A 15,981-nucleotide genomic window follows, 5' to 3' on the forward strand; every position below is an offset into this window, starting at 1 on the left:
TCAAGGTCAGGACCTGAAATGTTGAACGGCAAGAATATTTTGATCACCGGCGGAACCGGTTCGTTCGGGAGGGAGTTCGCTCGGACGATCCTGACGAAGCATCCGTACGTCAAAAGACTCGTGATTTTCTCTCGCGATGAGCTCAAGCAATTCGAGATGGCGCAGGAGCTCTCTTTGAGCGAATTTCCCGCCATTCGATATTTCATCGGCGATGTTCGTGATCTCAGTCGTTTGAAGCGTGCGCTGGAAGGCGTCGACGTGGTCATTCACGCGGCTGCGCTGAAGCAAGTGCCGGCAGCGGAGTACAATCCGTTCGAGTGCATCAAAACCAACATTCTAGGGGCGCAGAATCTCATCGAGGCGTGTCTCGACTGCGATGTCACCAGGGTCGTCGCTTTGTCGACAGACAAGGCGGCCGCGCCGATCAATCTCTATGGAGCGACGAAGCTGTGCTCAGACAAGCTGTTCACAGCGGCGAACAACATCAAAGGCAAGCGCAACGTTCGCTTTTCCGTCGTGCGCTATGGAAACGTCATGGGATCACGAGGCTCGGTGATTCCGTTCTTCATGGAGCGCCGCAAGTCCGGGGTGCTTCCGATCACTGATCCGCGGATGACTCGTTTCAACATCAGCCTTCAAAGCGGCGTCGAAATGGTGCTGTGGGCTCTGGAGCATGCCCGAGGGGGAGAGATTTTCGTTCCGAAGATACCGAGCTATCGGATCACTGACCTGGCCGACGCGATCGGGCCGGATTGTGAGCATCCGGTGGTCGGAGTCCGTCCGGGCGAGAAGATTCACGAGGAGATGATAACGGTGAGCGATAGCTTCAATACAGTGGATCTCGGCCCATATTACGCCATTCTCTCTTCCGCGGGCGAGGTGTCTGTGGAGCGCTACGCGAGAGAAGAGGGCGGCATTCCGACGCCAGCCGGCTTCGCATACAACAGCGGCACGAACAAGGATTTCTTGTCGGTAGAGCAGTTGCGTCGCTTGATGCGCGAGAAGCTATATCTCGAGGTTTGAGACGTGATTCCTTATGGACGCCAGTCTGTCTCGGAGAAGGATATTCAGGCCGTTGTCGATGTCCTGCGTTCGGACTTCTTGACGCAGGGGCCGAGGGTTCCCGCATTCGAGCGAGCCGTCGCCGCACATGTCGGCGCAAAGCATGCCGTGGCCGTCAACAGTGCGACTTCGGCGCTGCATCTCGCGTGCTTGGTCCTCGGTCTCGGCGCCGGCGACGCTCTGTGGACCAGCCCGAACAGTTTCGTCGCATCGTCCAACTGCGGGCTCTACTGCGGAGCGCGCGTGGACTTCGTGGATATCGATCCGCGAACGTATAATATGTGCCCTCGGGAACTCCGACGGAAATTGGAGACGGCGCGGTCGGCCGGTCGCCTGCCGAAGATCGTGGCGCCTGTTCATTTTTCTGGGCAGTCGTGCGACATGGACGCGATCGGCGAGTTGGCGGGAGAGTTCGGCTTTCGGGTGATCGAAGACGCATCCCACGCCATTGGCGGTTCGTGGCGAGGTAGTCCCGTAGGGGCTTGCGCGCACAGCGATATTGCCGTTTTCAGTTTCCACCCGGTGAAGATCATCACATCTGGCGAGGGCGGCATGATCGTCACGAACGACGCCGCGCTCGCGGCGCGGGCCATCGAGCTGCGTAGTCACGGCGTCACGCGCGATCCCGATCGCATGGTTCGTCCAGGTGGTGGGGCTTGGCGCTACGAACAGATCGGGCTGGGCTTCAACTATCGCATGACCGAGATGCAGGCGGCGCTGGGGCTATCGCAGCTCGAGGAGCTGGTTCGCTTTGTAGTTGCTCGGCATGCTCTCGCGGCCCGCTATGACGAGGCTCTGAGAGGCCTGCCTCTGGTGCTGCCATGGCGCCACCCCGATAGCTATTCGGCGCTTCATCTCTATGTGGTCCAGATGGAGGATCACGCTCCGATCGGACGAATGGAGCTGTTCGAGCGCTTGCGGGCGGAGGGGGTTGGGGTGAACGTGCATTACATTCCCATTCACACGCAGCCGTATTATGAAGCTCTCGGCTTCGAAGTCGGCGATTTTCCGCAGGCGGAGCGCTACTATAGCCGGGCCATCAGCCTCCCTATCTATGCGGATATGAGCGAGGCGGATCAGGATCACGTGATCTCCGTTCTGATCGAAGCTTTGCGTCGATGAGAATCGCCGTCATACCCGCCCGCGGCGGCAGCAAGCGAATCCCGCGCAAGAACGTCAAGGCGTTCCATGGCCACCCGATGATCGCATACGCCATCATGGCGGCCCGTCGAAGTGGGGTCTTCGATAAGATCATCGTCTCGACGGACGATGCCGAGATCGCCGCTACCGCGCGCGATTTCGGGGCCGAGACACCCTTTGCGCGTCCTGCGCAACTAGCGGACGACCACTCGCCGACCGTTCCGGTGATCGCGCATGCGATCGGCGCCTGCAAGGAGATGGGGTGGGACGTCGGCGATGTATGCTGTGTGTATCCCAGCGCGCCTTTCGTCGTGGCCGAGGACATTCGTTCCGGCTGTGCATTGTTGGAGGATGGATCGAGCGCCTATGTGTTTCCGGTCGCGAGCTTTCCTTCACCGATTCAGCGCGCGCTTCGGCGGTCGGAAAATGGAATGGTGACACCATTCTTTCCAGAACATTCCGGTGCGCGGACCCAGGATCTCGAGCTCGCTTACTTCGACGCCGGCCAGTTTTACTGGGGCCGAGCGTCGGCATGGGAAGCCGGGCTCGATATTCACAAGAATGGCCGTGCTCTCATTCTACCCGAGTGGCGGGTCGTCGATATCGACACCCCTGCAGATTGGGAGCGCGCGGAACTGCTGTACTCCGTCTTGGTGGAGAGGCGCCTTCTTTGAGAGCGATCTTTCGAGCGGACGCCTCTGTCGATATCGGATCGGGCCATGTAATGCGGTGTCTCTGTCTGGCCGACCGTTTGGCAGCGGCGGGAGTGGAGACAGTGTTCGTTAGCCGCGACCTGCCAGCCTTCCTGCAGCGGAGACTGGAGGCGGGTAGGCATCGGTCGATCTCTCTGTCGCGCTCATCGTGTATGAGCGAGGTCACCGATGTAGAGGAGACTCTTCGCGGAATCGACACCGCGGATCTGATCATACTGGATCATTACGGCTTAGGGGCGGCATGGGAGCGCGTGGCGCGGTCATATGCCCGGGTTCTGGCGATCGATGATATAGGCCGTGTCCATGAGTCCGATCTGCTGCTCGATCAGAATTTCTATCTCGAGGCGCAGGCTCGGTATGAGGGGCGATTGGCTTCGGGCGCAATCGCCTTGCTCGGTCCGCGCTATGCCTTGTTGCGACCGGAGTTCCGCGAGGGACGATCGGTTGCGTCTTTCCGTGATAGAGGTGTTGGAAGGATATTGGTGTCGCTCGGCGGAATGGATCGGGACGATGTCACCTCGGTCGCTCTGGAGGCCATCGATCAGGCGAATATTTCCGGCGTGCATGTCGATGTCGTGGTCGGCGCGATACATCCGGCGTCAGCGCGCATTCGCAAATGGTGCTCGGCTCGCGCGCGCTCGCGTCTTCACGTGCAGGTGAGCAATATCGCTGAATTGATGGTCGCGGCCGATCTGGCGATCGGCGCCGGCGGACAGAGCGCCTGGGAGCGCTGTTCGGTCGGGCTGCCATCTATAGCAATCTGTGTGGCTGACAACCAGCGAGAAGTTGTCCGAGAGGGCGCCCGAGCGGGTTTTCTGCTCGGAGTAGAGTCGATTCCCACCGCCGAGCAATTGGCGGAAGATATTCGTCTATTCGTCCGCCGCCCGACGATGCTGGAGGCCATGTCGCGACGTGGGTATGACATTGTAGACGCGCGCGGTGTCGATCGATTGGCGACGATATTGTGTCCGCCGACAGTGATCGTCCGCGCGGCTAGAATGGAAGACGCGAGATCGATCTACGGATGGAGAACGGACGAAGCGGTTCGGCAGGCGTCTCGTGATGCTGCTTTGTTTTCCTATGATGAACATTGCGCGTGGATGCGCCGCGTCTTAGCGGATTCTCGACGTATGCTGCTGATAGGCGAATGCGAAGGTCGCCCCATCGGGGCGATACGTTTCGACCTACAGGAGTCGAAGGCCGAAGTGTCGATATTCGTCGATCCAGAGCAGAAGGGGCGCGGTCTCGGCCTCGCAATTCTTCGTGCTGGAGAGCGGCATCTCGCACAACGGATACCCGAGGTAGAGCGAATCGAGGCCTGGGTAAACGAGGGCAATCGCGCATCAGAGGGCTTGTTTGGCCGCGCGGAATATGAACCTCGGATGCGATTTTTCGAAAAGAGGATTTGAACGTTGTCGGCATTCCTTAACTTCACGATATCCGGGCGCATGGTCGGACCGGATTATCCGCCGCTCATCGTCGCCGAAATGTCCGGCAACCATAATCATTCGCTCGACAGGGCGCTGACATTGGTCGAGGCAGCCGCCAAGGCGGGCGCCCATGCGCTGAAGCTGCAGACCTACACTGCCGACACCATGACCTTGGACTGCGACAAGCCGGGGTTCGTGATCGAGGACGCGAATAGCCTCTGGGCCGGCGCGCAGCTCTATCGGCTCTATGACGAGGCGCAGACGCCATGGGAATGGCATGCTCCGCTCTTCGCGCGGGCGCGGGAGCTGGGAATGATCCCGTTCAGCACGCCGTTCGACGCCACGGCGGTCGAATTTTTGGAAACCTTGAATTCCGCTTGTTACAAGATCGCATCTTTCGAGAATACCGACATCGCGCTAATCAGGCGCGTCGCGGCTACGGGGAAGCCGTTGATCATTTCGACGGGGATGGCGTCTGTCGGCGAGCTAGCGAAGTCTGTTTCCGCCGCCCGAGAAGCTGGTTGCGAAAATCTCGTGCTTCTCAAATGCACGAGCACCTATCCAGCGACGGCGGACAATTCGAACATTTCGACGATCCCACACATGCGACAATTATTCGAATGTCAGGTCGGGTTGTCGGATCACACGATGGGAACAGGGGTCAGCGTTGCAAGTGTGGCGTTCGGCGCGACTGTGATCGAAAAGCACTTCACGCTGGCGCGCTCCGATGGTGGAGTCGACAGCGCCTTCTCCTTGGAGCCCGACGAGCTTCATCGGCTTGTGATCGAGACAGAACGCGCTTGGCGCGCGATTGGCCGGGTTCATTACGGCGCGACGGAGGCGGAGCAGCAATCGCTTCAATTTCGCCGGTCTCTCTATATCGCTAAGGATCTCAGAGCGGGGGAGCGCCTCACGCGAGAAAATGTGCGGGCTATACGTCCTGGCTTCGGATTGGCGCCAGAACATCTCGAAGAAGTGCTCGGCGCGGTCCTGGTCACGGATGTCGAGCGCGGCACGCCATTGTCGTGGACGCTGTTGCGATGATCGCCGATGAGAATTCGGGCGAAAAGCCGTTGCGAGTGCTCATTGTCGGGTGTGGCAACATCGCCGGCGGGTTCGACATGACTCGCGGCGCTGATGCTGCGCCGTTGACCCATGCCGGCGCCTATGCCCGCCATGCCGGTTTTCGGATCGAGGCGTGCATCGATCCAGACCGGCGTCGTCTTGCCCAGTTCGCCGATTATTGGCGCGTTCCGTTCTCAGCGACATCCATGGCCGATTTGCCTGACGAGCCGGGAGCGTTCGACGTCGTCAGCATTTGCTCGCCGACAGCCCTGCACCAGGAGCATATCGAGGCAGCTCTGCGACTCGAGCCACGGCTGATCTTTTGCGAGAAGCCATTGACGTCGAGCGAAGGGGTGTCGAGCCGTTGGATACGAGCGTGCCGTGACCGTAGCGTCACTCTCGTGGTCAACCACACTCGCCGTTGGGATCCCGCTGTCGGCGCTTTGGCGAAAGAGCTACGTCAGGGCCGTTGGGGAGCGATTCGATCTGTCGTCGGCCACTATAACAAGGGAATAATGAATAACGGCGGGCATCTCGTCGACCTGCTTCTCATGCTGGTCGGGCCGATGGAGCTGATAGCGACAGCTGGCGTTCGCTATGACCATTGGATTGACGATCCGACGTTCGCCGCATTGCTCGTCACAGAGAACGGCGGCACGCCGGTCTATCTCAGCCCCGCCGACGCTCGGGATTACGCGTTTTTCGAGTTGGAGGTCGTCTGCGAGAAGGGTGTCGTGCGCATGGAGTCCGGGGGGATGGCTTGGCGTATTCGCGAGATCGAGGCGAGCAAGCAGTTCAAAGGTTACACGTCGCTGGGCGAGTCGTCGGAGCGCGAGGGTTTGTATCCGAGGGCGATGTCCCGGGCCGTGTCGGACATTTATTTCCATCTCGTGGAGGGGCGAGCGATCGGCGGCTCAGGGGAGCAAGCGCTAGAGGCGCAGCGCGTTTGCCAAATCCTTCTGGACGCCGCCACTTCGTCCTACGCCGCGAACGCATGCCGCGAGGTGAGAGGTCATGCGGAGTAGAGTTCTGGCGATCCATGGCGGCGCGCCGGTGATCGATCGGCCTCTGGCGCGCTTCGAAAGCATCGGTGAAGAGGAAGTGGCGGTGGTTTGCGACGTTGTCCGTGGCGGCGTCTTGTCCGCTTACATCGGCGCATCAGGTCCCGGCTTCTTGGGCGGCCCCAATGTCCGACGGTTCGAAACGGAAGCAGCTCGCCATTTCGGAGTCGAGCATGCGATTGCTGTGAACTCCTGGACCTCGGGTCTGATCGCCGCGGTTGGCGCGATCGGCTTGGAGCCTGGCGACGAGGTGATCACGACGCCATGGACGATGGCCGCTACCGCCACAGCAATTCTGCACTGGAATGGTATTCCTGTCTTCGCGGACATCGATCCGCAGACGTTCAACATTTGCCCGCGGAACGTCGAAAGGCTGATCAACTCCCGGACGAGAGCGATCATGGCGGTCGACATCTTCGGGCAATCGGCCAATATGGCGGCGCTTCGAAAGTTGGCGGACGAGTATCAACTCACGCTTTTGAGCGACACCGCGCAAGCTCCCGGCGCCCGAGTAGGAGACTCCTATGCAGGAACGCTTGCAGATATCGGTGGCTTCAGCTTGAATTATCACAAGCATATCCATTGCGGCGAGGGCGGCGTGCTGGTGACAAATGACGACAGGCTGGCGCATCGCCTGCGTCTCATCCGCAACCATGCGGAAGCGGTGGTCGATACTGACGACCCGCGAGAACTCGCCAATATGCTGGGGTTCAACTTTCGTATGGGCGAGATCGAAGCCGCGATCGCTTCAATTCAGCTCTCGAAGCTCCAGCGGCGTATCGAGAGTCGTCAGCGCATCGCACGAGAGCTGAACGACGGTCTTACAGGTCTTCCGGGATTGACGACGCCGAACGTCGCCGGGGGAGCGACCCATGTCTATTACGTCTACGGCGTCACATTGGATGTCGACTGCCTCGGTGTGTCGCGTCAGGCAATCGCCGCGGCGCTGCGCGCGGAAGGCGCGCCGGTCTTCGAAGGCTATCAGAACCTCCATCTTCTTCCCCTCTTCCGCAACAAGATCGCTTACGGCTCTAAGGGGTTCCCTTGGAATTCCTCCTATTGCTCGAATGATATCCACTATGGTCCGGGCCTTTGTCCGGTGGCGGAGAAACTGCACGGAAAGACTTTTTTGGGGCTCAATCTGTGCATGCACGAGCTTCCGACCGAGGATGTCCAACTCGTGATCGAGGCGTTTCGAAAGGTGTGGAAAGCGATGGGCGAGGAGCTATGCCCGAATTTGGGTGACCGCTCGATTCCAGTGGCAGATTTTTGATCGAGCGCGATTTCAGCGCGGAATTTTATATCGCTGATGAGCTTCGGCAACCGCTGTCCTCCTTGTGCCTGAAAATCAGCCGACTTGAAAGAGCGATAGGGCATCAGTGCTGTTGTTGTCGCGATAACGGCGAGGTTCGAGATCATGTCGCCGAGATCGTATCGTCGATTGAAGCGGTATTCGAAGTCGACGAGGCGCCGCGGGACGTGTTTCTTGTCGACTGCCCCGCAACTTCCGACGATCGCCGCCTAGATATCGGCGAGCGCGCGCTCACACCGTCATGGGCGAGCCGCAGCATCTGCCGAGTTTGCCGCATCGTGACGTTCTCTCTTCGCCGGCATCCCGTTCTCCGCGTCGATCGCAACGAAGCGGAATGCCGCAGCTGCTGACCTGCGGCCAGCAGACGAAAAGAGGATCCGAAGAGCCGCCCGATGGCCGGCTTCACATCGGAATGTGGCCGGGATCAAATCGAAATCCCGGCCGGATCGCGTCGGAATTCACGCGCATCCAATACGAATCGAGGGGAGCCCGCCTTTGGGCGCGAAGCCTCGCACCGCAACCTTGTATTCGCGCTGTATCTCGATCTTTTCCGGAGTGGCAGGGACTCTCGAGCCCTCGGCTGTAAGGTCGTCATCCGTGAGCAAGCGGAGGACGAGGTTTTCGACGAGGATACTTTGAGCGCTCTGACGCATCCGTGCGGGAACGAGAGCGTATTCGACGTGATCGACCGTGAACTCGACTCCCCCGCGTCTCCCGGATCGGGACGGAAGCTAGGATGCGGAAACTGCATTGGCTCATGGAAGGCGCGTTATGAAACCGATCCGTCTCGCGAATCCTGTTCTTCTACTATATTTACTATATACATATATATTGCCTGCTGCGCTGAATTATCTCACAGGATACGAATCGGAAATATATCTCAATCCGAGCAATGGCGTTTTCAGTTGGCTCTACGCTGTCCTGCTCATGGGGATCGTTGGAGCCTTCGCATTTGACTTTGAATTTTTGATCATAGGCCATCGTTCCCTCCCTCGCGTGCTCCCATCCACATGGAACCTTCCGGTGCGCACGCTGATTGTATTCTTGTCGATCGTGCTCGGCGTCGCGATCACAGGTGCAGCACTGGGGCTTGCGAGATGGCGTTACTCGGGAGAGGGGCTCTCTTCGTCGTTGGATTTGACGACCTTGCTGTATGTCCTGGCCCCGAATTTCGTCGAGATGCTGCTGTTCATCCTAATTTTTTTCCGCTACGTCGCGCGACCGATTTCTGTTCGCGTCATATTGGTGTTGGTGATCGCATGCTTGTCGCTCACGGCGACGGGCATCGGTCCGATGGTTTCGGTGCTAATGGCTTGCGTCGCGTTTTTGGCGCCCGATACCTTGAGGCGCTGGTTGTTCCGCGTTAGCGCCGGAGCGAGCGCTGCCGTTCTCGAAGGTGTTACACTTCGAAAACTGCTCTTTGCCGCGGTTACGATCATCCTAGGAGGCGGCGCCTATGTGATCGGCGATGCGATCAAGAGGGACATAGCCCCCTTGGAGGTGATCACGGAAATGGAGGCGGGGGGCAAAGGCGCGTTCGCCGACTACCTGATCGGCAGGCTCTCGGTGCATTGGTACTCCCTCGTGGTGGCGGTTCATGAATTCGTCGAGGTCGATGTCGGCGGTCAATTCGATCATCTGATGGCGCCACTCGGCAATGCCTGGTTTCGGTTCTCGACGTTGACTGGTATGCCGAGCGAGCGTCCCCTCAACGGATCACTCGGGCGCCTGAACTACAATCTGATCAACCGTTACCCACTCAGTGAACGTGAAGGCTCGTCGCCTGGATTGATCGCCAGCTTTCTCATCGCATTTCCGGTTTGGCTCGCGCCGTTTGCGCTGACGGCTTATCTGGCGGCCTACAATGGCATACAGAGGCGATTGCGACAGCGAATGGCGGGGCGGCTGAGTTGGGTGGGCGAGGCCGTGCTGCTCGAGTTCACGTCGATTTTTTTCGCTTCGCCCGTGGATTTTTTGTTGATTTTCGATCCAATGGTTTTCACCGCCATCGGATGGGTCGCTTTAGGATATGGTTCGAGAGAAGCGGCGCCGGATGTCCGATGCGATGCCGAGAATGTCGAGCGACTTCGCGCTAGGATACTTTGAAAGCCGTTCGGGCCGTGATCGTGTCGCAAAGTCGGACGCGCGATCTGACGCGAATTACCGAGTGGGAAACCCTTGCGCTGAAAGATACGCTCGTTTGTGATGGTCGGTCTTTGGGTGGCGGCGAGGCCTTAGATTCATGAACATTGCTTTTCCTGCGATCGTCTCCAAACTCGAGGTGGAGGGGAGCTATGTTCTAGGGCGCACGGCGGCGCTAGGCTCTAAGCCGGCAATATTGCTGGTCGTCAATCAATTGATCGGCAATTCGACAGCATCGCTCATCGCCGTGGTGCTTGTCGTCGTCAGTCTCGCCATGGCGGCATCCGGGTTCAATAGCCATCGTGTTTTCTATAAACTCTACTTCGGTGAACGAAAGCACCGAGGGCTAAAAATAAGCTATCGTTCCTATGTAAATGCAGTCGCATGTCAGATAGTGTTAGCCGCAATTCCAATAAGTTTATATATGCGTTGGCAGAACGGCCAATTTCTTCTGGCATTCATCGTCGTAGCCTATTTCGCCTCGGAACGTCTCGCCGACGAATCGCAAAGATTCCTGATTTTCTTTGGCGCGCGCGCGGAATGGGGACGCAAGATTTTGATCAAAGCCCTCATTCAGGTGCTCGGAGTGGCGGTCGTCTGCGCGGTAGCGTCAAACGAGCAAGCGGCGACCGGCGCCGTGGCGGCGCTAGCGCTCGGCAATATAATTCCATATGCAGGGCATCTTCGATGGCCGTATTTTCCCAGCCAATGGTCGATGCTGCTCGACGGTTGGCGAGCGAGCCGCGAACAGACGAATTTCTGGATATTGTCCGCAGTCACTGCGCCGATTGCATACATGGATCGGATCGTGGTGATGATCTATAATCAGTCGGACATGGCGTTGTTCGTGTTACTTGTGTCATGCCTGTCTATTATACAAAATGCAGTTGAATACTTTTTTTATAGCCTAAGGCGCAGAGATATACTTCAATCTAAGTTTAAAATTCAAGATCTTGTTTTTAGCCGGAATATGTATGCAATTGTTGGCGGGAGCGCTTTCGTTGGAATCGTACTCTGTTTTGTAGTTCTAGATCAATACTCAGAACGATCGATCGACAAATATGGGCTGATTCCGTTCATTTTAATATGTCAGCTCAGTCTGGCCTTATCCCTGGTCATCAGGGAAATCATTTTCTGGAATCACGACATTTTGCAACTGACCCTATTGGAGGCAGCTTTCGTCATTGCAGTGCTCGCTATCCTAATGGGGCTGCGTGTCGTTGGGGCGGATTATATTGCCGCCCTCGGCGTCTTGTCTGCCTTGTACGTCGGGCGGTTTGCGCTTCTGAGCGCCCTGACGGTTCGCGCGACGCGTTGGTGAGGACCGAATTGTGCGATTGACCGTCGTTGTGCCGTTTCATAAAGAAATCGCGTTGATTGCTCGGGCAGTCAATTCCGCTTTCGCGAATGCCGAGGCTGTGGAAGACCTGTCGGTCCTGATCTGTAACGACGGACCGTTTCACGACGATGAAATTTATGCGCAGCTCGGGCGGAAGGGCGGTGAACGTGTACGTGTCATCCCGAATGTTGGGCCCAAAGGGCCGGGCGGTGCGCGCAACATCGGGCTCGATATGGCGGACGGAGAACTCATCGCCTTTCTCGATGCGGACGATTTCTGGCTTCCAGGAAAGCTGGCGGTTCAGGTCGCCGCCGTGCGCGCCGGCGCCACCTTTGTCGCGACCGGCTACACGTTCGAGAAGGGGAAGGTCGTCATTCGACCGCCAGCATCGCTCTCCGATGGTCAACACGACGTATTTTTAAAGCGGGGCCTGGGGACGTCTACGATTCTGATCACCCGCGAGCTTCTCGGCTCGCACCGCTTCAGGAATATCAGATTTGCTCAAGATATCGATTTTTGGCATCGACTGACCAAGTCCCCTGATTTCCGCTTCCATTCGATAAGCACTCCGTTGGTTGTCTATTCGACCGGAGGATCCACAAAAAACAAGTGGGTTCAATTGAACTATTTGAACACAGTGCTTTCCCTCAACGATGTATCCTTCGTTCCGCGGTGCAGGGTTCTGTCGAGCTATGTGGCAGCTGGCGTCGCCAACCACTATTTGAGACCTATCCTCCACGGTCTGCGGAGACGAGCCTCAGGTTGAAAAGACAATAGAGTTCGCGTGATCCATGCGAACAATATCCATCGCACGAGCAGCAGTCGCCGTGACCGAGAATGCCGGCATGGCATTGGTCCAAAGGAGCCAGACGGATGCGACGAGCACTTCGTTTGTCCAAACGATTTCTCCGCTATTTGGAGTATTTTTTGACATGGGCGTTCCTCGAAAAGCCTCGAGGCCTGGACTTTTCGATGCGCGCTAAAACGACGGGGATCACGGCGCCGGGGAACCATGGTTACGCATTGACGTCGCGAAATGCGCTGACAGATATCCTACGACGGATTCCGATTTCGCCCGAGGATAAATTCTTGGATATTGGATGCGGCAAAGGAGGCGTTGTGTGTTATGCGGCGGATTTCCCGTTCAAGAAGGTCGCAGGCGTTGAAGTCGAATCCTGGCTCGTCGATATTGCACGGAACAATGTAAGCACTCTAAATCTAGAAGATAGAGTAGAAATTATACATCAAAACGCATTAGAATTTGATATGTATAAAGATTTCAATGTTTTCTTTTTATTTAATCCGTTTGATATCGATATATACGATGCTGTCTTGGAAATGATATTTAATACTATCAAATCACGCGGACACGGAGAACGGCCGGTCTGGCTTTTGTGTTATGGGGCCTCAAATTTTGATACGATCGTAAATAGCGCCATGTTCGATCTGTTAATAGATGATATATGTCCATATCGTGGAAACATATTGCGAGTGTGGAAGTCTCGAATAGCATCTGCTCGTTCCGGTATATGAACGATAGGTCACCTCATGAATTTTAAACTCAAGAGCGCTATTCAGTGGATATTGTCTGTGACGCCTGGCTCAGTCGAGCTAAATCGCTACACGCAACTCTATGTCACCAAGTCTCTGCCAATCTCGGATACCCAGCTCGCAGCGCGCAGAGTGATCGCGCAAAAGCACCTCTCATCCTACACAAGGATCGTCGGACGCCCACCCGTTGCAGTATTGGACCTAGGGTCCGGATCGGACTTGGCCATCCCGATTCTGATGGCGGCCAGCGGGAGAGCGGTCACGGCCGCGGACATCACTCGGCTCTCCTCCGAGCGACTGCAAAATGATATTTTGCTTCGCGTCGATGCAGGCTCCATGTCCGAGCTTGGCGTCGAATACATTGTTTACAATCCGCCTGACCTTCCCTTTCAGGACAACTCCTTTGATTTGATTACATCGACGTCCGTGCTCGAGCACGTGCCCTTGGGGCAAATCGAACGATTGGCGTCGGAATTGTACCGAGTTTTGCGCCATGGTGGGGTTTCGACCCACCATATCGCACATAAGGATCATTGGTCAGATTCCGACGCATCATTACATGACCTCAACTATCTGAGATACGACGAACGCAGATGGAGGCGTTTCAACCCGCCACTGCTCCACCAAAATCGTCTCCTCAGCAGTCAATACGTCGATATATTCGCTCGCTACGGATTTGCGATCGAAAGGCAGACGAGTGTCACAACGCCGCCGCCCTTCCAAATCGCCGAGCAATTTGCTCGTTTCTCCCCAGAAGATTTGAGGACGACGCACACATGGTTGACGCTCACGAAGGGATGACCGGTGTGCGCCGAATATTGCAGCGTCCTCTGGAGGGTAGAGCCGATCTGGGGCTCCGCTCCCACAAAATCGCAAAGGAATGTGATGGCAGACAACTTCATCTGGCTTCGCGGAGAGATCGTTCGGCAGAGCCAGGCATTCGTGAATGTTCTGTCTCCGGTGGCGCAGTTCGGATTGAACGTTTTCGAAGGCATCCGTTGCTATTGGAACGCGGAAGAAGGCGTGCTCTACGCCTTCAGGCTGCGGGATCACTTGCATCGCCTGTTGCAATCTTCACGCATTGTGAGCTTCGAGTCGCCTTACTCCGTGGCGGAAATCGAAAGCAGCTTCAGACACGCGATCGAGGCGAATGATTTTCTCTGCGACACGGCTGTTCGACTTACGCTATTTGGCGATGGCCAAGGCTCTTGGAGCTCTTGCGAGCCGATTTCGATGTTCATCGCCCCAATGCCCAAGGCACGCACCGACCTGCGCAAAATTCCGAAATTCGCGGCATGCGTGTCGTCCTGGGAACGGATCAACGACAATGTCCTTCCCCCGCGCGCGAAGGTCGGCGCAAACTATATAAATGGGCGCTTCGCTCATCTGCAAGCGCGTCGGGACGGCTACGATCTTCCGATTTTTCTCGGAGCGGATCGCAAGGTTGCCGAAGGCGCCGGCGCCTGTCTGTTCATGGTCCGATCAGGCGAGATGATCACTCCGCCGACGACTTCCTCCGTACTCGACAGCATCACGCGTGACACGGTCATCCGCATGGCTCGCGATATCGGAATCGGGGTACGAGAGCGAACGATCGATCGCACCGAGCTCTATCTCGCCGACGAGATCTTTCTCTGTGGAAGCGCAGCCGAAATTTCCCCCATCGTATCTATCGACCGCTTCGAGGTCGGTCGAGGCGAGCCGGGGCCTCTCACGGTCGATATGTTGCGCCGCTACCTCGCCGTGGCTTCGGGCGTGGACGGACGCTACCCGGACTGGCGAACGGCGGTGAACCGCGCGAAAACCGATTCCCGCAGTCAAAGCGAGCCGGAGGCGAGTGGCCTATGAAATTGTCCCATAAGCTTTTGGATCGCATAGCGGCAGAGCATGGGTCGACTTTCTATCTTCTGGATTCATCGCGCTTCCGCGAAAATTTCGAAGATCTCGGCGCGGCCTTTCGCAGCTACTATCCTGGCACGAGGATCGCCTACTCCTACAAGACCAACTATGTGCCGAGGTTTTGCCAGATCATCGATCAGTTGGGCGGCTTCGCCGAGGTTGTCTCCAGCATGGAGTTGACTTTGGCTCGACGGATCGGCGTTCCCGATGAGAAAATATTCTTCAACGGCCCCTACAAAGAATCGGCCTACGTGAAATCATTGCTCGAGGGTGGCGGAACCGTCAATGTCGATTCCTGGGACGAGTTATGTGCGATCCGTCGAATGACGGATGGAGTCCAGCGGGCTCCATTCAAGCTCGGTCTACGCTGCAACTTCGACGTCCAGGATGGCGTCCTTTCACGCTTGGGCTTCGACGTGCTGGGAGCGGCGTTCACGGAGGCGATTTCGCTCATCGACGCCGATCCGTCGCTCGCGTTGGCGGGTCTTCAGTGTCATTTCGCGACCCGCAGCCTAGCTTGCTGGGAGAACCGAACGAAAGGCATGATCGGAGTCATCGATCGGCTCTTTCGCGACCGCGTGGCGAGCTTCGAATTCGTCAGCCTCGGAGGCGGAATATATGGGCGAATGCCGCCGGAGATGACGGCGCAGTTTCCGGTCCCCATTCCGGAGTTCAACGACTACGCTGCCGCAGCGGCGAAGCCTTTCGCAGAGTTCTTCCGCCGCCTGGGCAAAAACCCTTCTCCCGTTCTGATAGTCGAGCCTGGCACCGCTCTGGTCGCAGATGCGATGAGGTTCGTTTGCGCCGTCAATAGTATAAAGGACGTTCGCGGCCAATCCATCGTGACGCTCAGCGGAAGCTCGTACAACATCAATCCAACGCCGAATCGCAAGAACACGCCGATCACGGTATTCTCCGCTACTGAGGGCGAGCACTTCGTGGAGAGAGCGAATTTTGCCGGCTATACATGTATCGAAGGTGACTATCTCTATAAAGGATACACTGGACGGCTATCCGTGGGCGATTATGTGGTGTTCGACGACGTCGGCTCCTACTCCGTTGTGATGAAGCCTCCGTTTATTCTGCCGAATGTCGCGATCCTGGAACCTGATCCGGACGGAGCTTCATACCGGCTCATAAAGCGACGAGAAACGTACGAAGACGTATTTCAATCATATTCCTTCGAGTGAAGGGCGTGGCGTTCCACTACCGTCGCCGCCTTTAGCCTCCCGAGGCCGAGGAAGCGCCGCTCGATCGCGACTTCTCC

16 protein-coding genes are annotated in these 15,981 nt (G+C 57.2%); 15 read left to right on the forward strand and 1 reads right to left on the reverse strand.

Annotated elements, in window-relative coordinates; translation table 11 throughout:
• Positions 1-18 precede the first annotated feature (18 nt).
• The 11 genes from pseB (at position 19) to GYH34_RS18235 (ending at position 12,030) form a co-directional block, all read left to right on the forward strand.
• The gene (gene pseB, locus GYH34_RS18185) at positions 19-1,023 is read left to right on the forward strand and encodes a UDP-N-acetylglucosamine 4,6-dehydratase (inverting) (RefSeq protein ID WP_161914778.1); all 1,005 of its coding nucleotides are present in this window, start codon (positions 19-21) and stop codon (positions 1,021-1,023) included.
• Positions 1,024-1,026: 3 nt separating this feature from the next.
• A complete protein-coding gene (pseC, locus tag GYH34_RS18190; RefSeq protein ID WP_161914779.1) occupies positions 1,027-2,184 on the forward strand; it encodes a UDP-4-amino-4,6-dideoxy-N-acetyl-beta-L-altrosamine transaminase in 1,158 nt (385 codons plus the stop codon).
• Positions 2,181-2,876 carry a pseudaminic acid cytidylyltransferase gene (pseF, locus tag GYH34_RS18195; protein ID WP_161914780.1) on the forward strand — a complete coding sequence of 232 codons (696 nt, stop codon included), beginning with the start codon at positions 2,181-2,183 and terminating at the stop codon, positions 2,874-2,876. The genes pseC and pseF overlap by 4 nt, the downstream gene beginning before the upstream one ends.
• Entirely contained in the window at positions 2,789-4,324 is a 1,536-nt protein-coding gene (pseG, locus tag GYH34_RS18200) for a UDP-2,4-diacetamido-2,4,6-trideoxy-beta-L-altropyranose hydrolase (RefSeq protein WP_256367022.1), read from the forward strand. The genes pseF and pseG overlap by 88 nt, the downstream gene beginning before the upstream one ends.
• Positions 4,325-4,363: 39 nt before the next feature.
• Positions 4,364-5,389, forward strand: a complete 1,026-nt coding sequence (gene pseI / locus GYH34_RS18205; protein ID WP_161915087.1) for a pseudaminic acid synthase — start codon at positions 4,364-4,366, stop codon at positions 5,387-5,389.
• Entirely contained in the window at positions 5,386-6,435 is a 1,050-nt protein-coding gene (locus GYH34_RS18210) for a Gfo/Idh/MocA family oxidoreductase (protein WP_161914782.1), read from the forward strand. The genes pseI and GYH34_RS18210 overlap by 4 nt, the downstream gene beginning before the upstream one ends.
• Positions 6,425-7,744, forward strand: a complete 1,320-nt coding sequence (locus tag GYH34_RS18215; protein ID WP_161914783.1) for a DegT/DnrJ/EryC1/StrS family aminotransferase — start codon at positions 6,425-6,427, stop codon at positions 7,742-7,744. The genes GYH34_RS18210 and GYH34_RS18215 overlap by 11 nt, the downstream gene beginning before the upstream one ends.
• The gene (locus tag GYH34_RS18220) at positions 7,741-8,133 is read left to right on the forward strand and encodes a hypothetical protein (protein WP_161914784.1); all 393 of its coding nucleotides are present in this window, start codon (positions 7,741-7,743) and stop codon (positions 8,131-8,133) included. Before GYH34_RS18215 ends, GYH34_RS18220 begins: the two co-directional genes overlap by 4 nt.
• A 421-nt stretch (positions 8,134-8,554) precedes the next feature.
• A complete protein-coding gene (locus GYH34_RS18225; protein WP_161914785.1) occupies positions 8,555-9,889 on the forward strand; it encodes a hypothetical protein in 1,335 nt (444 codons plus the stop codon).
• A 136-nt stretch (positions 9,890-10,025) separates the two neighbouring features.
• The gene (locus GYH34_RS18230; protein WP_161914786.1) at positions 10,026-11,246 is read left to right on the forward strand and encodes a hypothetical protein; all 1,221 of its coding nucleotides are present in this window, start codon (positions 10,026-10,028) and stop codon (positions 11,244-11,246) included.
• Between the two features lie 16 nt (positions 11,247-11,262).
• Positions 11,263-12,030: a glycosyltransferase family 2 protein gene (locus tag GYH34_RS18235; protein WP_161914787.1), complete on the forward strand. Its 768-nt coding sequence runs from the start codon at positions 11,263-11,265 to the stop codon at positions 12,028-12,030.
• Here the strand turns inward: GYH34_RS18235 and GYH34_RS18240 are convergent.
• On the reverse strand, positions 12,022-12,198 hold the full coding sequence (locus GYH34_RS18240; RefSeq protein ID WP_161914788.1) for a hypothetical protein: 177 nt from the start codon (positions 12,196-12,198) through the stop codon (positions 12,022-12,024). The genes GYH34_RS18235 and GYH34_RS18240 overlap by 9 nt on opposite strands.
• 38 nt (positions 12,199-12,236) lie before the next feature.
• Here GYH34_RS18240 and GYH34_RS18245 point away from each other — a divergent pair, with 38 nt between their 5' ends.
• From GYH34_RS18245 to GYH34_RS18260, 4 genes are all read left to right on the forward strand, one after another.
• Entirely contained in the window at positions 12,237-12,797 is a 561-nt protein-coding gene (locus GYH34_RS18245) for a class I SAM-dependent methyltransferase (RefSeq protein WP_161914789.1), read from the forward strand.
• Between the two features lie 15 nt (positions 12,798-12,812).
• Positions 12,813-13,616, forward strand: a complete 804-nt coding sequence (locus GYH34_RS18250) for a class I SAM-dependent methyltransferase (RefSeq protein WP_161914790.1) — start codon at positions 12,813-12,815, stop codon at positions 13,614-13,616.
• Positions 13,617-13,700: 84 nt separating this feature from the next.
• Positions 13,701-14,663, forward strand: coding sequence for an aminotransferase class IV (locus tag GYH34_RS18255; protein ID WP_161914791.1), 963 nt, complete (start codon positions 13,701-13,703; stop codon positions 14,661-14,663).
• Entirely contained in the window at positions 14,660-15,904 is a 1,245-nt protein-coding gene (locus GYH34_RS18260; RefSeq protein ID WP_161914792.1) for an alanine racemase, read from the forward strand. Before GYH34_RS18255 ends, GYH34_RS18260 begins: the two co-directional genes overlap by 4 nt.
• Positions 15,905-15,981 lie beyond the last annotated feature (77 nt).

It is taken from the genome of Methylosinus sp. C49, from assembly GCF_009936375.1.
In the GTDB taxonomy this organism is placed as follows: Bacteria; Pseudomonadota; Alphaproteobacteria; order Rhizobiales; family Beijerinckiaceae; genus Methylosinus.